Below are 19,183 nucleotides of genomic sequence, written 5' to 3' on the forward strand. Positions count from 1 at the left end.
TGCGAGCGTGTCAAGAAGCCGGCCAAGAACACCTTTCCAACCAAGAAGCGTGACACTGCGCAACCAGCCACCAAGGCCAGCTACAAGATCACAATCTTAAGAAAAGCGCTCTCACCAGCACAAATGCCTTAACTCACCGGCATTGCACGTGGGGCAGCAGTTTGCCCGAGTTGGCTTGGCAGCTCCGCGCGAACGCGCGCTGCGCCAGGTCGAGGGTCTTCCGCTCGGCGCGCGTGTCGGGGGTGCCGTCCAGCGCGAAGTAGGCGTCGAACTGCGCGCTGGTGAAGCAGCGCACGGGCGTGGAGGCGCCCACGCCGCGGGGATCGAAGCCGACGATGTCGAAGCGTGAGCGGATCCGGGTGGGGAAGACGGCCTTGGCGCTGGTCCTGGCGAACTGCACACCCGAGCTGCCCGGGCCGCCGGGGTTGATCACCAGGGAGCCGAGCCGTTCGCCGCCACCGTGCGCCCGGAGCCTGATGACCGCGATCTGGATCTTGGTTCCGGCCGGCTTCGCGTAGTCGAGCGGCACCTTGAGCTTCGCGCACTGGAAGCCGCCACCACAGGCGGACCAGGCGAGGCGCTGGCCGTAGAAGGCGTTCAGGCCGGAGGGGCCCGCGGTCTGCTGGGCCGCGGCCGGCCCCGCGCCGAGGAACCCCGCTGAGAGCAGTCCGATGATCAGGGGCGTGATGAGCCCCAGAAGGCGTCGCATGATCCTGTCCTCGTCTGGCGGCCGAGTGGATTAGGGATGGGTTAGGGATGGTGTGGATTTGGGATGGTTCGGTGTACTGATGGTTCGCCGGGCCGGTTGCGAGGGTCTTTAGAGCCGCTGGAGAGACGCATGCAGGACACCGCCCCTGGTTTGCGGCACGCGATGGGATCATGGGCTCATGACCGACCCATCACTCGGCCCGGATGAGCTGCTCACCACCACCCGGAGCGTGCGGAAACGCCTGGATCTCGACCGTCCTGTCCCGATGGAGCTGGTACGGGAGTGTCTGGAGATCGCCCTGCAGGCCCCGAGCGGCGGCAACCGCCAGGGCTGGCACTGGATCGTGGTGACCGATCCCGGGCTCCGCGCGCGGATCGGCGACTACTACCGCCGTTCGTTCCAGGCGTACTCCCGCTCCGGCGGCTCGGCCGGCTCCCTGTTCCAGGACGACCCGGCCCGCGCCGAGGTGCAGCGACGCGTCTCCGAGAGCGCCGCCTACCTGGGTGATCACATGGGCGAGGTGCCGGTGCTGGTGATCCCGTGCATCCAGGTGGGCGCCGGCGGGCTTCCCGAGGGCAACCAGGCCGGGCTCTGGGGGTCCTTGCTGCCGGCGGCGTGGAGTTACATGCTCGCCGCCCGGGCGCGCGGGCTGGGCACCGCCTGGACCACCCTGCACCTGGCCTACGAAGGCGAGGTGGCCGAGTTGCTCGGCATCCCCGACGACGTCCGCCAGGGAGCGCTCGTCCCCACCGCCTACTACACGGGCGACACCTTCCGCCCCGCTCCGCGCGCGCCGCTCGACGAGGTCCTCCACCTCGACCGATGGTGACGCCCGGCCGGTACGCGCCGCTCACCCATCCGGAAATAGCCGGACCTGGCTAATGTGTCTGCGATGAGCGGAGACCGGGTCATAGGCGGGTACGTGCTGCGGCGCGTCCTCGGCCGGGGCGGCATGGGCGAGGTCCACCTCGCCGCCACCCCGACCGGCGGCCTGGCCGCGGTCAAGCTGATCCATCCCGAGCTGGCCCGCGACCCCGCCTTCCGCCGCCGCTTCGAACGCGAGGTGGCCGCCGCCCGGCGCGTCGCCAGGTTCTGCACCGCCCCCGTCCTGGACGCCGGGCTCGACGGCGACACCGCCTATCTCGTCACCGAATACGTCAAGGGCCCCGACCTGGCGCAGGCCGTACGGGATCAGGGGCCGTTGTCAGGGTCCAACCTGGAGGCCCTGGCGGTGGGCATCGCGACCGCCCTCAGCGCCATCCACGGCGCCGGGGTGATCCATCGGGACCTCAAGCCGTCGAACGTCCTCCTCTCGCCCCTCGGCCCGCGAGTGATCGACTTCGGCATCGCGCAGCTCGTGGACGAGAGCCAGATCAGCCAGTCCATCCTGGGCACTCCCGCGTTCATGGCTCCCGAGCAGGTGCGCGGCGAGCCGCTCAGCCCGGCCACGGACGTCTACTCCTGGGGCGGCGTGATCGCCTTCGCCGGTACGGGACGGCTGCCGTTCGGCGGCGGCGCTCCGGCCGAGGTGCTGTATCGCATCGTCAACGAAGGGCCCGCCCTGGACGGGCTCGACCACGGGCTTCGCGAGGTGGTCGAGCACGCGATGGCCAAACGGCCCCACCTGCGGCCCACCGCGCAGCAACTGCTGGAGGCGCTGGTCGGCGGCGGCCGGCTCACCCCCGCCACGGCCACCCAGGTGGTCGAACGCACCTGGACCGGCCCCGTCACCCACCCCGCCCCCACGCCCCGTTCGGACGGCCGTGTGTGGCCCGGCGTGACTCGGGCCGACGGGCCGGGCGGGTCCGAGGGTGCGGTGCGGCCTGAGGGTGCGGTGCGGTTGGGCGGGCCGGGGGGTGGCCGGGGGGCGGCGGATTCCGTCTCGGAGCGCGGGCGTTCGGTGTTCGGCGTTGGGGCCGAGGGGCGGGTGCCGGCATCGGACGGTGCCGGGGCGGGTGGGGGCGACCCCGTCGTCCCGGATGATGAGAACGGGACGGGGCGGGTCGGCAGGCGGTGGTGGCACTGGGGGGTCGGCGTCGTGGTGGCGCTGGGTGTGGCGGGTGCCGTGGCGTTGTCGCTGGTACGGCCGGAGAGCTGGCCGTACGAGGCCGATTTCCGTGACGCGTGGGCGGCGGGGGAGTCGGACGCGGGCAGCGCGCAACCGGTGGGATCCGAATACGTGCTGACCGTCAGGCCGGGGTGGCGGCTGTGGAAGACGGCGCCGCGGCCCGAGCCCGGCGGAGTCGTGGTGGTCAGTGCCAGGGCGCGGCTGGAACAGGGCTCGGGGGCGTACGGAGTGTGGTGCCACGGAAGCGGCGCCGGCGGGAGGTACGAGTTCGCGGTGAGCGGCGCGGGGCAGGTCACGATCGTCAAGCGCCTCGTGGGGCGGGAGCCCACGATCCTGTACGGCCCCAAGCAAGCGCAGGCGGCGGCCACCAACCGCGTCGTCGCCGAGTGCGGCCAGAGCGGCGGCAAGGCGACGCTGCGCATGTGGCTGAACGAGCGGCTCGTCGCCGAGGCCACGGACGCCGGCGCCCCGCTCGGCCAGGGGGAGTCCGGGGTGCACGCGGCACCCGACGGGACGGTCGGGCTGCGCGTACGGTTCGAGTCGTTCGCCCTCCGACCCGCCAAGAGTTAGGCATGGAGCGGGCGCGGTTCGGCGTGCTGGGGCCGCTCCGGGTCGAGGGCGGGCAGGTGCCCGGGCCGGCCAAGCATCGGGCGCTGCTCGCCGCGCTGCTGGTGTCGGCCGGCAGGGTGGTGCCGATCGAGCGGCTGATGGCGCTGGTCTGGGACGACAGGCCGCCGGCGTCGGCGGAGCCGGTGCTCAGGGTGTACGTCAGCGCGTTGCGCAAGCTGGTCGACGGCATCACGACGGCGCCCGGCGGCTACCTGATCGACGTGCCGCCCGATGACGTCGACTGCCACCGGTTCGAACGGCTCGTCGGCCAGGCCAGGACGGCCCGTGAGGCGGGACGGGCCGCGGAGGCCGTCTCGGTGTTCAAGGCGGCGCTCGGCCTGTGGCGTGGAGCCGCGCTGGCCGACGTGGAGTCCTCCGTGCTGCGGCGGCTGCATGCCGTGCCTCTGGAGGAGCTGCGGCTGACCGCGCTGGAGGAGCGCGTCGCGCTGGATCTGTCGCTCGGCAGGGGCGCGGAGGTGGTCGGCGAGCTGCGCGGGCTGGTGGCGGCCTATCCGTTGCGGGAGCGGGCGTGGGCACGGCTCCTGGACGCGCTGTGCCAGGTGGGGCGGCGCTCCGAGGCGCTGGAGGCGTACCAGGAGGCGCGACGGACGCTCGTGGAGGAGCTGGGGCTGGAGCCCGGGGCCGAGTTGCGGGAGGCGCACCGGCGGGTGCTGTCGAGCGAGGCGGCCCCGGCTCCCTCGCGACGGATGCCGATAAACGAGACGCCGCCTGATATTTCGGACTTCACGGGCCGCGCTCACGTCCTCTCCTGGATCACCGCCGCCGCTGCCGCGCAGACGCGAACGCCCGCACCGGGCGCTGCCGGGTCGGACGCTGCCGGGGAGAGGGCGGCGGGATCGGACGCTGCCGGATCGGGGACGGCCGGGTCGGGGACGGCCGCACCGGGCGCGGCCGGGGCGGGTGCGGGGCGGGCGCCGGTGGCGTTGGTGATCCATGGGCCGCCCGGGTGTGGCAAGTCGGCCGTCGCGGTGCATGCCGCCACCGGGCTTGACCTGCCCGACGGCCGCCTCTACGCCTCGCTGGGAGCCCGGCCGCCGGGGGCGGTGCTGGAGGATCTGCTGCGGTCACTGGGCTGTCCCGATGGGGTGGTTCCCGCGGCGCTGGACGAGCGGGTCAGGATGTATCGCAGCCTGACGGCCGGTCGCAGCCTGCTCCTGGTTCTGGACGATGCCGCGGACGAGGCGCAGGTGCGGCCCCTGCTCCCCACCGGGCCGGGCAGCCTGACGCTGGTGACGAGCCGCTCACCGCTCGCCGGGCTGGAGGCCGCCAGGGCGTACGAGCTGGGCGTGCTCGATCCGGACGAGGCCGTGGCGATGCTCGCCGGGGTGGCCGGCCGGGCCAGGGTGGCGGCCGAGCCCGAGGCGGCGCGGCGCATCGTACGGCTCTGCGACGGCCTGCCGCTGGCCCTGCGGATCGCGGGCTCCCGCCTGGCCAGGAAACCGGGCTGGACGCTCGACCATCTGGCCGGGCGGCTGGGTGACGAGCGGCGCCGGCTGGACGAGCTGAGCGCGGGAGACCTGGCCGTGCGCGGCAGCCTGGCGCTCGGCTACCGCGGGCTGGTCGATCCGGAACGGCGGTCGCTGCGCCGGCTGGGCGCCCTGTCCGCGCCTGACTTCGCGCCGTGGGTGCTGGGCGCCGACCTCGAACCCCTGGCCGAGGCCGGCCTGCTGCAGTCGCGCGGCCTGGACGAGGCCGGCCAGGAGAGGTACGGCTGGCACGACCTGACCAGGCTCTACGCCGCCGAACGCCTGGCCGAGGAGCAGACCGCCCCAGCCGGTGCCGAGCCCGGAGGCCGTGCCGGTGCCCAGCTTGGAGGTCGTGCCGGTGGTGAGTCGGATGGTCGTGCCGGTGGTGAGCCCGGAGGCCGTGCCGGTGTGGAGTCGCGCGGTCGGCGTGGGGCCGAGCAGGGAGGCCGGGCCGGACTCGGTGGCGGTTCGGTGGGTTGGCGGGAAGCGCGGAGACGAGTGCTGGCGGAGATCGCCGGGGAGGTGCTCGACCGGACGAGACGGGCCAGGACGGCTCTGGTGCCGGCCGAGCCGGGCTCCGGCCAGACGGTGGCCCGTACGGCTGAGGGGATGATGGAGACCGGCAGGCTCCGTGCCGAGGCCCGCTGGCTGGGGGCGGAGCGGAGGTTCCTGGTGGCGACCGTCGGCGACTTCCACGACGTGGGCCTGTACGAGGCGGCCTGGCGGCTGGCCTTCTACCTCACGCCGCTGTTCGAGCTGGGCGCGCACCACGACGACTGGCACGCCACCACCGCGACCGGGCTCGACGCGGCCCGTGCGGCGGGTCACCGGCAGGGTGAGGCGCTGCTGCTGCGCGGACTGGCCGACCTGCATCGGGCCGAGGGCAGGCCGGAGGCGGCCGCGGCGGCGCTCAGGGCGGCCCAGCCGCTGGTGGAGGGGCTGGACCTGGCCAGGATCACGCTCCGGCTGGGCCTGGTCGAGCAGCGGCCGGAGGCGGCCGAGCGGGCGCTGGCCAGGTGCCTGCGGGTGTTCGAGGAGGCGGGGGACCAGCGTGGCAGGGCCGACGCGCTGCGGGCGCTGGGCGCCGTCCGCCGCGATCTCGCGGTGCTGGAGGCGAGTCTGGCGGCGTACCGGGAGTTGGGCGACCCGCGCGGTGAGGCCGAGTCTCTGCTCGACCTGGCCGGGTTGCACCTGGACGCCCGCCGCCATGCCGAGGCGCGTGAGTGCGCCGAGCGGCGGTTGCGCGTCAACCGGCGGCTGGGCGACCGCCTGCCCGAGGCGGCGTCGCTGCTGCTGCTGGCCAGGATCGCCAGGTCGGAGGGCGTCCCGGACGCGGCGGAGGGCTTCGCACGCGAGGCTGTGGAGACGTTCGAGCGGCACGGTGACCGTCGCGGGACCGGCCGTGCCCTGCTCGTGCTGGCCGAGGCGCGCCTCGATCTGGATGAGATTGATGGGGCAGTTGAGGTGATTACACGCGCTATGGGAGAGTTTGACGTCCTTAGTGACATTCATGGCCGTGCGGAGGCCGAGCGTCTGGCGCGAGAGGCGCGCAGGCGGGGGGGCCGGCCATGACGCGACTATGCGGATCCTGAAGGTCATCCGCCTAGCGTCGGTCACGAGTGAGACCCCTACGCGGCAAAGGTGATCAGAAGATGCGGAAAACGATCGCGCTGGCCGTCGCGGCCATCGCGTTGACCGGCTGCGGGGTGCTCCCGGGGCAGCAGGGCAGCGGCGGCGAGGAGAAGCAGGCCCAGCAGACCGCGGCCAAGCAGGAGACCCCGCCCGCGGCCGCGGAGGGCGAGCCCGCGGAGAGCGCGTCCGTCCCGGCCGAGCAGCGGAGCGCGCCGCCGCAGGGCGGCAAGGTGATCGCGACCCTGGAGGCCAAGGCGACGTCGGGCGGCAACTCCGGCACGGCGCGCGTCGACATCACGGCGCTCAGGCGGCAGGGCAGGACCCTCAGCCTCAACTGGACCATCACCGCCGTCGACGGCCAGGTCAACGTGCACAACGGTTTGGGCACCGGGGTCTTCGACTACTCGGTGGCGGCCGTCTCCCTGATCGACCCGGTCAACGCCAAGCGGTATCGCGTCGCCCGCAACGGCACCGGCAGCGACGCCACGTGCGTCTGCTCCGGCACCCAGGGGCAGTTCCTGAAGGAAGGCGAGGCGTCCACCCTCTACGCGGTCTTCGCGGCCCCACCGGCCGACATCACGAAGATCAACATCGAGATGCCCATGCTGGGTGTGCTGACCGATGTTCCGATCTCTTAGCGTCGCCGCGGCCGTCGCCCTGACGACGACACTGAGCGGGACATCCACAGCGCCGCCCACCGCGCCGCCCACAGCGCCGTCCGACGCGACGGGCGTCGTCGAGGACCTGGTCTTCCCCGTCGAGGACGTCATCGGCGCGGTCGAGTCGCTGGACGGCTCCGAGAGCGAGACCAAACAGGGCACCCAGGTCACGGTCGCGCTCACCAGCGACGTGCTGTTCGCGGTGGACAAGTGGGTGCTGACCGCCAAGGCCAGGCAGCGCCTCAAGGAGGTGGCCGCCAAGGTCAACGCCGAGGGCGCGGGCGGCGTCGTCAAGATCGAGGGGCACACCGACGACCAGGGCGCCGACGCGTACAACGTCACGCTCTCGCAGCGCCGGGCGGGGGCGGTGGAGCAGGTCATGCGCGGCCTGCTGACCGGTGCGGACGTGACCATCCAGGCCAAGGGGTGGGGCGAGAGCCGCCCCAAACTGCCGAACGTCGTCGAAGGCAAGCCCGTGCCGGCCAACCGCGAGCGGAACCGCCGGGTGGAGATCGTCTACAACGTCAAGCAGTGAGCGCGTCACCCAGCGGGGTGCGGTGGTAGAGCACCGAACGGCCGCTGCGGCTGCGGGCGACCAGGCCGGCCCTGCGCAGCACGGCCAGGTGGTCACCCACCCCGCCGAGCGACATCGACAGCTGGGCGACGAGCTGGCTGGTGCTGGCGGGACCGTCGAGCGCGGCGAGCACGGCCGCCCTGCCCCGGCCGAGCAGCTCGGCCAGGTCACCGGGCGCGGGTGAGCCGCCCTCCCAGAGCGCGGCCACCCCGTGCGCCGGGTAGGTCAGCCCGTAGGCCCGCGGCGGGTCGAGGTAGACGAACGTGGCTCCGAACGCGCTCGGCATGAGCACCACACCCACCCCGCCGAGCCGATGGGACGAGCCGCCGACCCTGCCGAGCAGGATCCGCTCCTCCCGCAGCACCATCTCGATGTCGAGCCCCTCGAACACCGCCGCCCAGCCGTACACCGCGAGCCGGCCCGCCCGCTGCACGATGTCGCGCTCCAGCAGCGCGCGAAGCCGGGGCCAGTCGGGCGCGAGCAGCTCGGTCCACACCGACTCCAGGGCGTCGGCGACCCGCCCGGACACGTCGGGCACGTCGAGGACCGGATCGAGTGGCCTGCCCCGGTAGGCGATCCGCAGGTCGTCCGCGGCGCGAGCGGCCGATGTGCCGCGGACGTCACCCAGCTCCCGCTCGAAGGAGGTGGCCGGGCCGTCGGGCGGCACGCAGTAGAAGTCGGGGATGTAGTCGGTCACCCGGTGCAGCTCGATCAGGGCACGCAGCACGGGGCTGCCCGCGAGCAGCCGTGTGTAGCGGTCGCGGACCCGCGCCGTCCAGATCGACAGGCCGGGCGGCGTCTGCCGGCCGCCCAGCACGCCGAGCGCGCCGACGACCTGCACCATCGGCGACAGCCCGAACCTGACCCGGGCCAGATCCTCGGGGGTGCACTCCAGATAGGCCAATTGTTTCGCCTCCTGGCGAAAGATTAGCCATCGCGCCCGGTCACCGCGAAGGTCACCCGCATGCGGACCTATCGGGAAGTGCTCGCGGTCGGTGAGTTCAGGGCGTTGTTCGCCGGATCGACGGCCGGCGTCGCCGGGACCACGATGACGATGCTGGCCCTGTCGAGCCTCGTCTACGCGCACACGGGCTCACCGTTCCTGGCCGCCGTGGCCTACCTGGCCGGATTCCTGCCGCAGGCGCTCGGGGCGCTCGTCCTGGGCGGCCTGGCCGACCGGCTGCCGCCCCGGCCGCTGCTGGCCGGGTGGGAGGTGGTGCGCGCCTGCGCGGTCGCGACCCTGGCCCTGGGGGTGCTGCCGGTCTCGGCGATGCTCGCCCTGGTGATGGCCGTCGGGCTGCTCGACTCGGTGGCCGGCGCCGCCCGCATGGCGCTGGTGGCCGACCTGCTGCCGGGCAACGGCTACGTGCTCGGCAGGTCGCTGCTCAACATCGCGGTGGGGGCCATGCAGATCGCCGGGTTCGGCGGCGCGGGGCTGCTGCTGACCCTGATCGGGCCGCGGGCCGCCCTGTGGGCCGGTGCCGGCACGGCCCTGCTGGTCGCGCTCGTCTTCCGGCTCGGGCTGCGGGCCCGCGGGCCCAGGACGACCGGCCGGCCCTCGTTCGCCGGGGCCGCGAAGCTGCTCCGCGATGCCGGCGTGCGCGGCCTGCTGCTGGCGCAGTGGGTGCCGAACGGGCTGATCGTCGGGGCCGAGGCGATGTACGTGCCGTTCGCGGGCGACTCGGCGGGCGTGCTGTTCGTGGCCGCCGCCGCCGGGATGCTGGCCGGTGACGCGGTCATCGGCCGGTGGACCACGCCCGAGTCGCGGCTGCGGCTGGCGGTGCCGCTCTACGTGCTGCTGGCCGTGCCGTACCTGCTGTTCGCGTTCGACCCGGGAGTGTGGCCGGCGGCGGGGCTGGTGGTGGTGGCGTCGTTCGGGTTCGCCGGGCACCTTGGCACGCAGGAGCGCTACCTCGCGGCGGTGCCCGAGCCGATGCGCGGCCAGGCGCTCGGGCTGGCGGGCAGCGGCATGCAGACGGGGCAGGCGCTGGCCGCCGCGCTGACCGGGAGCGTCGCCGAGGTCGTGTCCGTCACCCTGACCATGGCGCTGGCCGCGGTGGCGTCGCTGATCGCCACCGCCTGCCTGCTGCGCCACCTGCGGCCCGCTACTCGCCGGGCAGGCGGCCCAGGGTGGCGACGATCGTCTCGGTGTTGCCGTCAGGGTGCCGCACCTCGACCTTGACCTGGTCGCCGGGCTTGCGTGTGGTCAGGTATTCGGCCAGCTCGGCCATCGTGTTCGTGTCCTTGCCGTCGATGGAGACGATCACGTCTCCCGCCCTGATCCCGGCCTTCTGGGCGCCGCTGCCCTTCTCGACCCCGACCACGCCGACGCCATCCGGCCGGCCGTTCCCGCCGATGATCGTGCTGCCCCTGATGCCGAGGGCGGCCCGGTGTGTGTTGGTGACCTTGCCGTAGCGGACGATCTGGCCGGCGATGTCCGTGGCGGTGTTGCTCGGGATGGCGAAGCCGATGCCGGGGGCCGCGCCGCCGCTCAGGTTGGGGTCCAGGGCCGCGAGCGTCGGGATGCCGATGACCTGGCCGGCCAGGTCGACCAGGGCGCCGCCGCTGTTGCCCGGGTTGATCGCGGCCGAGGTCTGGATCGCGTTGGCGATCGTCGCGCCGGGGGAGCCGGGCTCCTCGGGCTCGCTCACCGTGCGGCCGAGGGCCGAGACGATGCCGTTGGTCACGCTGCCCGACAGGCCCAGCGGGTTGCCCATGGCGAGGACGACCTGGCCGACGTGCAGCTTGGACGAATCGCCGAACTTGGCCGGGGTCAGCCCCTTCGTGTCGTTGACCTTGATGATCGCCAGGTCGCCGGCGGTGAAGCTCTTGACCAGCCTGGCGTCGCGCGCGGCGCCGCCGGTGGCCAGCGTCACCGTCATCCGGGTCGCCTCGCCGACCACGTGCGCGTTGGTGATGATGTGGCCCGCCGAGTCGTACACGATGCCGGAGCCGAGCCCTGTCTCCGTGTTGATCTGCACGATCGACGGCAGGACCTTGGTGATGACCTGCTCGTAGGCGGCCTCCAGCGACTGCTGCGACGCGGCGGCGCTCGGGGTGGCACTCGCGGAGGTGGCGGGGGACGTGGGGGAGGCGGTGCCTGCAGGGCCGATGGCCGCGCAGCCGGTGAGCAGCGCGGCGGTGGCGATGCCCGCGACCATCTTCCTCATGCGGGGGTATTTGCCCAGCTCACGGTGAAAGATACGCCTCCCGCACGTCTCTCCTGCTCGGCTTGCCCGTGGGGGTGCGGGGCAGCGTCTCGCGACACTCGATCACCCGTGGGTGCTTGAGCCTGGCCAGGCGGGGCGTGTCCTACTTCGCCGGATCGGTCGGCGGCGCACAACCGCGCATGATCGCGACCCTGCAGAATTACCTTCTGCCGGGGGAATAGCGGAAAAATCCTTCTCCGTCGTGACGTAGCCTCATGGCCATGGCGGACGTTGGAGACCAGGGACCCATGCATGACTCTCCCACCACCCCGTTCAGGAAGATCGTTCTGCCCACCGACGAGACGGTCCAGATTCGCCGGCCGCCGGCTCCCGGATCGTTCCTCCCGCCGCCGCCCCCGCCCAAGCGGGGTCTGGTGGGGCGCATCGGCGACATCCCGATCAAGGTCGTCTATCTGGTCGGCGCCATCCTCGCGACGGTGGCGGCGGTGCTGCTGATCTTCATGCTGTTCTCGGGCGACGTCCCGCAGAAGGAGGAGCAGGCCCGGCAGGTCGTTCCCGTCGCGCCGGTCCCCGGCAGCGCCACGCCCACGGCCTCGGCCTCACCCACTCCGACGGTCAGCGAGCTCGCGCTGCCCTCGGTGCCGAGGGCGAAGACCTTCGCCGACCTGCCCGGCACGGCCTCGGTGGTCACCGGGATCATCAACGACACCAAGAACGGCATCAGCTATCCCCGGCTGGGCGCTCCGTGGACGGCCAAGTCGTTCCCGCCGTTCACCGTCGCGCAGCGGGTCGGCAAGGTGGCGGTGCCGCACACGGTGATCGCCTCGGCCATGTTCCCCGCCGACGCCCCGGAGGCAAAGCCGTCGGCCGACGCCGACTACCGGGAGATCGCGGTGCGCGCCGCCCGGTGGACGCTGCGCACGCAGTATCCGGCGGGCGCCACGCTCAGCTGGACGGCCTCGCAGAAGCTCCCCGTGGGTAAGGGCTGGACGCTCGGCTACAAGGTCACCTATACCTTGTCCGGCGAGCGGCAGACGGCGCAGGCTCTGGTGTCGGTGGTCGAGGTCGGCAAGACGAAGCCCGCGATGCTGCTCGCCTCGATCCCGGAGAGCGGCAAGTCCCACTGGCGGGATCTGAACACCCTCGCGACGCGAATTCGCCCGCTCTAGGCTAGAAGCATCCTCTAGAATATGGTTCTGGCATGATCGGGACCTGCTTGGAGGATGTGCGATGGCGATCGGATTGAGCGAGGAGCACGAGGCGCTCCGCGAATCGGTGAGCGGCTGGGCCGACCGGAACATTCGCGCCGAGCTGCTGCGGGCGGCGACGGACGAGCGCCCGGCGTTCTGGCCGGGGCTCGCCGAGCAGGGGCTGCTCGGCCTGCACCTGCCCGAGGAGGCCGGCGGCTCCGGCTACGGGCTGCTGGAGGCCGCGGTCGCCATCGAGGCGCTGGCCGAGCGGATGGCGCCCGGCCCGTACGTGCCGACCGTCCTCGCGAGCGCGGTGATCCACGCCTCCAAGCGGCACGACCTGCTGCCCGGCCTCGCCGACGGCACGGTGACCGGCGCGGTCGCGCTGACGGGCGCGCTGAGCGGCGCCCGTGCCGCCGACGGCTCCCTCGTCGTCTCCGGCACAGCGGAGCCCGTGCTGGGGGCCTCCCAGGCCGACGTGCTCGTGCTGCCGGTGTCCACGGCCGACGGGGAGGAGTGGATCGCGCTCGACGCCTCCGCCGCGACCGTCACCGCCGTGAAGTCGCTCGACCTGACCAGGTCGGTGGCCAAGGTGGAGCTGTCGGACGTGACCGTGCCGGCCGACCGGGTGCTCGACGGGGTCGAGGGCCCCGACGTGCTCAACCTGGCCGCCATCCTGCTGGGGGCCGAGGCCGCGGGGCTCGCCTCCTGGTGCGTCACCGCCGCCTCCGACTACGCCAAGGTACGCGTCCAGTTCGGCCGGCCGATCGGCCAGTTCCAGGGCATCAAGCACAAGCTGTCGCGGATGCTCGTCGCGCTGGAGCAGGCCCGCGCCACGGTGTGGGACGCCACCCGGGCGGAGGGACGGGAGCTGGAGTACGCCGCCGCGATCGCCGGCGTGATGGCCCCCGACGCGGCCGTGCGGTGCGCGAAGGACGCGATCCAGACGTTCGGCGGCATCGGCTACACCTTCGAGCACGACGCGCACCTCTACTACCGGCGGGCGCTCACCATCCGCGCGCTGCTCGGCTCCTCGGCCGAGTGGGCGGCCTCGGTCGCCGGGCTCGCCCTGCAGGGCGTCACCCGCGAGATGGAGATCGAGCTGCCCGAGGACGCCGAGGCGCGGCGCGAGTCGATCCGCGCGGAGATCGCGGCGATCGCCGCCCTGGAGGGCAAGGAGCAGAAGCGCGCCCTGGCCGCGCAGGGCTTCGTCATGCCCCACCTGCCCGCGCCGTGGGGCCGCGGCGCCAAGCCGCTGGAGCAGGTGCTGATCGCGCAGGAGCTCAAGGCGGCCGGGGTGAAGCTGCCGGCGATGATCATCGGTGCCTGGGTGGTGCCGTCGCTCGTCAGCTACGGCACGCCGGAGCAGCAGGAGCGCTTCCTGCCCAAGACGCTCAGCGGCGAGATGATGTGGTGCCAGCTGTTCTCCGAGCCCGGCGCCGGATCCGACCTGGCCTCGCTGCAGATGAAGGCGGAGAAGGTCGAGGGTGGCTGGAAGCTCAACGGCCAGAAGATCTGGACCTCCGTGGCGCACGTCGCCGAGTGGGGCATCTGCATCGCCCGCAACTCCTCCGAGGGCTCCAAGCACGAGGGCATCACCTACTTCCTCGTCGACATGAAGGCGCCCGGCGTGACGGTCCGGCCGTTGACCGAGATGACCGGCGAGAACCTGTTCAACGAGGTCTTCCTCGACGACGTGTTCGTGTCCGACGACCTGGTCGTGGGCCAGGTGGGCGACGGCTGGAAGGTGGCCCGCAACACGCTGTCCAACGAGCGCGTCTCGCTCTCGTCCGGCGCCGGCGGCACCGGGGCCTCGGTGCCCGACCTGCTGGGGCTGGTCGGCCGGCTCGGCCGCGAGCTCACCCAGGTCGAGGCGCGGGAGGTGGCCGAGGTGGTCTGCGAGGGTCACTCGATCAACGCGCTGTCGCTGCGGGTGACGCTCAAGCAGCTCGCCGGGGCCGAGCCGGGCGCGGACGCCTCGGTGCGCAAGCTGCTGTCCACCTCCCACGCCCAGCACGTCTCCGAGACCGCGGTCGACCTGCTCGGCGCCTCGGCCGTGGTGGCGGCGGACATGAGGCTCGGCGATGCCGGCTACTGGAACCGGGCCGTCCTGGCGACCCGGGCGATGACCATCTACGGCGGCACCACCGAGGTGCAGCTGAACATCATCGGCGAGCGCATGCTCGGCCTGCCCCGGGACCCCGAGCCCGGCAAGTGAACGGCGGGGGCCGGGTCACCGCCCGGCCCCCCACGGGCATCGTCCGGGCATCGTCCGGCCCCCAGGGGTTACCGCACGGTGGTACGTGCCAACGTGTATCTATGTGACCCGCCGAGCCTTCACCGGCCACCTCTGGATGCCCCCGATCGCCCTGGCCGACTGACCAGCAAGCATCACGCCGCGCCCGCCTGACCACCGCATACACCCAGCTCAGCTAACAAATGGTGGCTGCCGTACTGGGCAACCACGAGCGCAGCGAGCTCTTCGTATTCGTTACGGTCTATTTAGAAAGCGTAAGGAGGGTGGCAGCATTCAGCGGATTCTCAAATATCTCACCCTCTCCCATTCCGCGAGTTTCTGCGATAATGACGTGATGCGACAGCGACTCCGCAAAGCGTGAGTGTTACAAGCGGTGCCCGAACTAGGGCTCCACTCCACGAGTACTCAAGGAGGAGGATATCGATAGAGAATTCCACCAGGAACACAAACACTCCGAAAGCGACCAGCTTCAGAATAGGTTTTAGCTTTTTTGGTGTTTCCATAGTATTCGAGTTCCGATCCCACTCGTGTAGCTTCGGGTGCGGATCCGAATAGATCAGCACCCGAAGCTAGGGGTTGATCTTTAGCCGCTATTGTGGTGCGCCACCACAGGCGCATGGCCAGCTCTTAGCGCTTATCAGATTGTTGACTCGTGGGGGCGATCGCCGGCCCCAGCATCGATACGACGAAGAATATCACCGCACGGACGCGTCGATTGCCAATTATTTCGGCCATCTTCATGCCGAAATCCTTGAGCTTGCCGAGTGGCCATTTCCCGGGGGCGCTTCCCCGGAACACTTTCATCGTCCCGGTGAATAGCAGTCCGCGCAGCCCCTTGGCCAACATCTGCGGCCAGAGCTTACTCCAATCGTAAGCTTCTCCGGTGAACGCGATCTCCGTGAAGTAGGCCGCTACAGCAAGTAGCACTCCGCCGAGCCCACCACAAACCGCCGAGGCGAGGGGGTGAGCAAGCAAGGTGCACAATGCATCGAATGCTGTTGAGATCGCTGGGTCTACGCCTTCTTTCACGAGGTTGCATATAGCCCCGCAGGAATCGTGCCCATCGATTTCGATGAGGTTGATGGGGTTACCACCGGTGAAGGCATAGCGATTGCTGGTCCAGGGGTCGAGGCTGAGGGAGTCGGCGAGGGCGCCGTTGTAGGTGTCGAGGACGAGGAAGCGGTTGAGGTCGGGCTTGTAGTCGCGGAAGCCCATGTCGTAGACGCCGGCGGAGTTGTCCCAGCGTTTGGCGTCGAACCGACCTGGTTAATGCCGTAGTACCGACGGCGCTGGGGATATTCCTCTTACGAATATCGGCGCTGCAGCCCTCTATGTCCGCTTTAGCGTCGAGACCGGCGCTTAACCTAGCGCTATGAATCAGAGCCAAGGCCGCCTCCCGCCTCAGTTCTGGTCCGCGCCCGCCGTGGCGGCTGCTCTTGCCGAGTGCGACATCCCCGCCGTTCTTGCCGAGGTGCAGCGGGCGAACGGCTGGACGCAGGGCCAGTTGGCCGAGGCGGTCGGCTATTCCCAGAGCCGGGTTTCCAAGGTGCTGCGGAATCGTCAGCCGCTCATCGTGGAGCAGGTCCGGGAGATATCAATCCGAGTCGGGATACCGATTCCTTTGCTCCGATTCGGTGCCCGAGGAGATGACGATCCGACGAAACGCAGAGATTTCGGCAAGGCGGTAGCTCTTACGGCTCTCACCGCCCTGCCGCTGCCCCACGCGCGGAGGTGGATGAGACCATCGCGCCCACACTGACCGGCATCACTGGCGCCCAACGGCGCCTGGAGGGCACCGCACCCGCCCGCGAACTGGCCCGGGGAGCAGTGGCCCACGTGAACCTGACCAATCGCATTCTCGGACGTGCCACCCGCTCGGTCTTCGCGGGCGATATCCGGGCCGTGATGAGCGAGGCCGCCGGTTTCGCCGCATGGGTCCACGCCGACATGCATGACACCGGCACCTCACGCACCTACTACCGCATGGTGGTCGACGCCGCCCGCCAGGCCGAACACTCCCTGCTGGCGGCCTGCATGATCGGCAGCCTGGCAGCCTTCGAGATCGACGCCGACGACCCCGTCTCGACGCTGGACCTGCTCGCCCAGGCACGAAGGGAACGGGGAGAGCGGTCGCCGGCGACCGCACGGGCGTGGCTGTCCAGCATCGAGGCTCTCGGTCACGCGACCGCCCATGACGCTTCCGCAGCCTTGTCCGCCCTGCGGCAGGCCGAATCCGCGGTGACCGCCAGGAGAGCGACGGCGCCGCCATGGCCCTGGGTCTTCCCGTTCGACCATGCGAAGCTCGCGGGCTATCGAGCCCTGGTCATGATCCGTATCGCCGTCTCCGGCCACCGCGGCCTGCCCGCTGAAACCGTCATCTTGGTCGACCACGCGATCCGGAAAGCACTCGCCGAGCACGCTCCCGCGATCATCGGACTGTCCTGTCTCGCCGACGGCGCCGACCAGCTCTTCGCCCGAGCCGTCCTCGACCTGGGCGGAACGCTGGAAGTGGTGGCTCCCGCACAGCAATACCGGGAAGGACTGCCCGCCGAAGCGCACCAGAACTACGACGCGCTGTTCGCCGAAGCCGTGCGCGTTCACGAGCTGGACTTCGTCGAGTCCACCTCCGAGTCGCACATGACCGCCAGTCGTCTCATGCTCGACCACGCCGACGAGCTGTTTGCCGTCTGGGACGGCAGGCCCGCCAGAGGGTACGGCGGAACGGCGGACGTCGTGGCCGAGGCCAGAGCACGCGGGCTGAAGGTCTGCGTTATCTGGCCCGAAGGCGCCGAGCGAGACTGACGGTTCACGCCCAGAAAGCGAGCGTGAGCCGTACGACGGAGTGCTGTGGAGCTATTCCTCGGTCGGGAGCAGGCCCGTCTGGCAGGCACCCCACCGATGGGTCACCTAGCTTGACGTCGGTGCCCGCGGGTGTGAGAGGCCCGGTGGTCAGGGGGTGACGGGCTGCAGCGGGCTGGGCGTCCCCGCCTTGGCCGGCTGCGGGACACCCACCTTGATCTGCCCGATGCACGCCTGGCCGCCGTCCACCGTGCGGACCGTCAGCTCGGCGCCGCCGCCCTTGAGCGTGGCGAACGTCCAGCCGAAGTCCTTGCCCGCCGCCACCACGGCCTGCTCGCCGTCCAGCCGTACGGCGAGGGTGGTGGGCGTCGGGTTGAGGTAGCCGACCTGTGCCGTCCAGTCGCCCTGGGGCAGCGGCGCCGGGAGGCGGAAGCGCACCTCTCGCCCCGCGACCGGCACGCAGCCGGCGTTCTGGGGGATCGTGACGCCCTCGATGTCCACCGGGCGCAGGCGGCCCTGCGGGTCGAAGATGAGCGGGTTGCGCACGGGGCCGGTCAGCTGCCGGGTCCAGGTCACCGGGTGCGGCGCGATCGGGCCGAGCACCTTGGAGACCCGCGCGTAGTCGTAGAAGAAGATCGGGTAGACGACCTTGGCGGGCACGTGCGTGTCGAGGATGACGGGGTTCGCCCCGGCCCGCTTGAGCGCCAGCCGGCCGGTCTCGACGTAGCTCTTGACGTGCTCGCCGAGCGGCAGGCGGGCGTACGCGGTGACCGACCACACCGAGCCCAGCGCGAACGCGACGCCCAGCGGGATCCACGCGTGTCTCAGCCGGGGCGCCCTCGGCCGCCGCCAGGGCCGTTCCTCGTCCCGCAGCGGGACGAACGCCAGCCCGATGACGATCGCCAGCACGGTGGCCGTGGGGGAGACGTAGCGCAGCTCGGAGCCGCCCAGGTCGGGGCCGAGCTCCTCGATGCGCCCGATCATGACGGGCACCACGTCGGCGAGCACGAAGTAGGCCAGCAGCGCCAGCCAGGCGAGCCAGGCCCGCCGCCGGTAGAGCACGGAGACGGCCACCACGGCCGCCACGACGCCGAGGCTCACCCAGACCATCACGGGCGGCGTCGCGGCGATGGCGTAGTCGTCGCCGATCGGCCGCCACCGCCACGGCCCGCCGAGCGCCGCGGGCACCAGGGAGTCGGTCAGCAGGTTCCAGGCGAAGCGGGCGGCGATCGCCGGGTCGGGCAGCCCCGGCCGCACGGTGTCGTTGGTGAGCTGCACGGACGTGAACAGCTGGCGGAAGAAGATCACGGCGTAGACCGCGATCACCGCGAGGTAGAGCAGCCAGGCCGGTTTGCGCCGGGTTTTCGGAAACCAGCCCAGGGTCAGCACGAAGGCCAGCACCGGGATGAACGGCGCCTTGACGAAGAACACCATCGCGAGCACGATCCAGGCCGCGGCGGCGAGCGCGTGCCTGAAGCGTCCGGTCCGGTTGTAGAGGACGTGCGAGCTCAGCGCCATCGGCAGCGCGACCTGGAACGGCAACGTCTCGATCACGACCGCCCACCACGACAGCGACGAGATCGTCAGCGGCGTCAGCAGGTAGAACCCGAGCGGCACGAGGATCGCCGGCCGGGCCCCGAACAGCACCCAGAGCAGCCGGAGCAGTGCCAGCCCCGCCGCGCCCAGCAGGCTGATCGTGACGGCATGGGCGAGCATGTCGTTGTAGACGCCCAGCCGGCCCATCGCCCACTGGATGGCGAACGGCCCGGGCACCAGGTGGCCGTAGTCCACCCGCATCAGGTAGTCCCAGGTGAGCTGGTTCTCCAGGCCGCGGGCGATGAAGGTGAAGTCGTCCTGGCGGAAGTACGTCCGCTGGACCAGGCCGAACTTCCACACCAGCTGGACGGCGACCATGGTGATGGCCGTGGCCAGCACGGCGTCGGCGCGCGCCCATGGCCGGGCCGCAGCCGTCACCTCGCTCGTCGCCACCCCGCCCTCCCACCGGGAAGAGTAGCCACGGGGCGATTCA

Annotated in this window: 14 protein-coding genes and 1 pseudogene; 10 read left to right on the plus strand and 5 right to left on the minus strand. The window is 71.4% G+C overall.

The genetic code is table 11. The annotated features are described in order from the left end of the window. Window positions 1-133: 133 nt before the first annotated feature. On the minus strand, window positions 134-709 hold the full coding sequence (locus AB0C16_RS31625) for a hypothetical protein (protein ID WP_357688253.1): 576 nt from the start codon (window positions 707-709) through the stop codon (window positions 134-136). 178 nt (window positions 710-887) lie between these two features. Here AB0C16_RS31625 and AB0C16_RS31630 point away from each other — a divergent pair, with 178 nt between their 5' ends. The 5 genes from AB0C16_RS31630 (at window position 888) to AB0C16_RS31650 (ending at window position 7,699) form a co-directional block, all read left to right on the plus strand. Beyond that, a complete protein-coding gene (locus AB0C16_RS31630) occupies window positions 888-1,538 on the plus strand; it encodes a nitroreductase family protein (protein WP_357688255.1) in 651 nt (216 codons plus the stop codon). A 63-nt stretch (window positions 1,539-1,601) separates the two neighbouring features. Continuing rightward, window positions 1,602-3,347, plus strand: coding sequence for a serine/threonine-protein kinase (locus tag AB0C16_RS31635; RefSeq protein WP_357688257.1), 1,746 nt, complete (start codon window positions 1,602-1,604; stop codon window positions 3,345-3,347). A gap of 2 nt (window positions 3,348-3,349) precedes the next feature. Next, window positions 3,350-6,445 (plus strand): BTAD domain-containing putative transcriptional regulator, encoded by a 3,096-nt coding sequence (locus AB0C16_RS31640; RefSeq protein WP_357688258.1) that lies wholly within the window; start codon window positions 3,350-3,352, stop codon window positions 6,443-6,445. 80 nt (window positions 6,446-6,525) lie between these two features. Then, window positions 6,526-7,143: a hypothetical protein gene (locus AB0C16_RS31645; protein WP_357688260.1), complete on the plus strand. Its 618-nt coding sequence runs from the start codon at window positions 6,526-6,528 to the stop codon at window positions 7,141-7,143. Beyond that, window positions 7,127-7,699, plus strand: a complete 573-nt coding sequence (locus AB0C16_RS31650) for an OmpA family protein (protein ID WP_357688262.1) — start codon at window positions 7,127-7,129, stop codon at window positions 7,697-7,699. Before AB0C16_RS31645 ends, AB0C16_RS31650 begins: the two co-directional genes overlap by 17 nt. Here AB0C16_RS31650 and AB0C16_RS31655 read toward each other — a convergent pair. Then, the gene (locus AB0C16_RS31655) at window positions 7,689-8,642 is read right to left on the minus strand and encodes a helix-turn-helix domain-containing protein (RefSeq protein ID WP_357688264.1); all 954 of its coding nucleotides are present in this window, start codon (window positions 8,640-8,642) and stop codon (window positions 7,689-7,691) included. The two genes, AB0C16_RS31650 and AB0C16_RS31655, sit on opposite strands and share 11 nt — an antisense overlap. Window positions 8,643-8,702: 60 nt before the next feature. On the opposite strand from AB0C16_RS31655, the gene AB0C16_RS31660 reads away from it, so the two are divergent. Beyond that, window positions 8,703-9,920 (plus strand): MFS transporter, encoded by a 1,218-nt coding sequence (locus tag AB0C16_RS31660; RefSeq protein WP_357688266.1) that lies wholly within the window; start codon window positions 8,703-8,705, stop codon window positions 9,918-9,920. Here AB0C16_RS31660 and AB0C16_RS31665 read toward each other — a convergent pair. Beyond that, on the minus strand, window positions 9,844-10,908 hold the full coding sequence (locus tag AB0C16_RS31665; protein WP_357688268.1) for a trypsin-like peptidase domain-containing protein: 1,065 nt from the start codon (window positions 10,906-10,908) through the stop codon (window positions 9,844-9,846). The two genes, AB0C16_RS31660 and AB0C16_RS31665, sit on opposite strands and share 77 nt — an antisense overlap. A 287-nt stretch (window positions 10,909-11,195) precedes the next feature. Here AB0C16_RS31665 and AB0C16_RS31670 point away from each other — a divergent pair, with 287 nt between their 5' ends. Further along, window positions 11,196-12,077 carry a hypothetical protein gene (locus AB0C16_RS31670; RefSeq protein WP_357688270.1) on the plus strand — a complete coding sequence of 294 codons (882 nt, stop codon included), beginning with the start codon at window positions 11,196-11,198 and terminating at the stop codon, window positions 12,075-12,077. A gap of 61 nt (window positions 12,078-12,138) precedes the next feature. Continuing rightward, window positions 12,139-14,316: an acyl-CoA dehydrogenase gene (locus AB0C16_RS31675; protein ID WP_357688271.1), complete on the plus strand. Its 2,178-nt coding sequence runs from the start codon at window positions 12,139-12,141 to the stop codon at window positions 14,314-14,316. A gap of 666 nt (window positions 14,317-14,982) precedes the next feature. Here the strand turns inward: AB0C16_RS31675 and AB0C16_RS31680 are convergent. Further along, window positions 14,983-15,603, minus strand: a pseudogene (locus AB0C16_RS31680) (RHS repeat-associated core domain-containing protein); the annotation flags it as partial. Between the two features lie 124 nt (window positions 15,604-15,727). Here AB0C16_RS31680 and AB0C16_RS31685 point away from each other — a divergent pair. Next, a complete protein-coding gene (locus tag AB0C16_RS31685; protein WP_357688273.1) occupies window positions 15,728-16,114 on the plus strand; it encodes a helix-turn-helix transcriptional regulator in 387 nt (128 codons plus the stop codon). Further along, window positions 16,087-17,157: a hypothetical protein gene (locus tag AB0C16_RS31690; protein WP_357688275.1), complete on the plus strand. Its 1,071-nt coding sequence runs from the start codon at window positions 16,087-16,089 to the stop codon at window positions 17,155-17,157. Before AB0C16_RS31685 ends, AB0C16_RS31690 begins: the two co-directional genes overlap by 28 nt. Before the next feature lie 147 nt (window positions 17,158-17,304). Here the strand turns inward: AB0C16_RS31690 and AB0C16_RS31695 are convergent, their stop codons facing one another. Then, the gene (locus AB0C16_RS31695) at window positions 17,305-19,143 is read right to left on the minus strand and encodes a hypothetical protein (RefSeq protein ID WP_357688276.1); all 1,839 of its coding nucleotides are present in this window, start codon (window positions 19,141-19,143) and stop codon (window positions 17,305-17,307) included. Window positions 19,144-19,183 lie beyond the last annotated feature (40 nt).

Source organism: Nonomuraea sp. NPDC048916, from assembly GCF_040649575.1.
In the GTDB taxonomy this organism is placed as follows: Bacteria; Actinomycetota; Actinomycetes; order Streptosporangiales; family Streptosporangiaceae; genus Nonomuraea.

Excerpts from the sequence above, each read along its gene's own strand:
- AB0C16_RS31660 (WP_357688266.1), top strand. The coding sequence starts at position 8,703 with ATGCGGACCTATCGGGAAGTGCTCGCGGTCGGTGAGTTCAGGGCGTTG.
- AB0C16_RS31650 (WP_357688262.1), top strand. The coding sequence starts at position 7,127 with ATGTTCCGATCTCTTAGCGTCGCCGCGGCCGTCGCCCTGACGACGACA.
- AB0C16_RS31630 (WP_357688255.1), top strand. The coding sequence starts at position 888 with ATGACCGACCCATCACTCGGCCCGGATGAGCTGCTCACCACCACCCGG.
- AB0C16_RS31635 (WP_357688257.1), top strand. The coding sequence starts at position 1,602 with ATGAGCGGAGACCGGGTCATAGGCGGGTACGTGCTGCGGCGCGTCCTC.
- AB0C16_RS31645 (WP_357688260.1), top strand. The coding sequence starts at position 6,526 with ATGCGGAAAACGATCGCGCTGGCCGTCGCGGCCATCGCGTTGACCGGC.
- AB0C16_RS31670 (WP_357688270.1), top strand. The coding sequence starts at position 11,196 with ATGCATGACTCTCCCACCACCCCGTTCAGGAAGATCGTTCTGCCCACC.
- AB0C16_RS31640 (WP_357688258.1), top strand. The coding sequence starts at position 3,350 with ATGGAGCGGGCGCGGTTCGGCGTGCTGGGGCCGCTCCGGGTCGAGGGC.
- AB0C16_RS31665 (WP_357688268.1), bottom strand. The coding sequence starts at position 10,908 with ATGAGGAAGATGGTCGCGGGCATCGCCACCGCCGCGCTGCTCACCGGC.
- AB0C16_RS31625 (WP_357688253.1), bottom strand. The coding sequence starts at position 709 with ATGCGACGCCTTCTGGGGCTCATCACGCCCCTGATCATCGGACTGCTC.
- AB0C16_RS31685 (WP_357688273.1), top strand. The coding sequence starts at position 15,728 with ATGAATCAGAGCCAAGGCCGCCTCCCGCCTCAGTTCTGGTCCGCGCCC.
- AB0C16_RS31675 (WP_357688271.1), top strand. The coding sequence starts at position 12,139 with ATGGCGATCGGATTGAGCGAGGAGCACGAGGCGCTCCGCGAATCGGTG.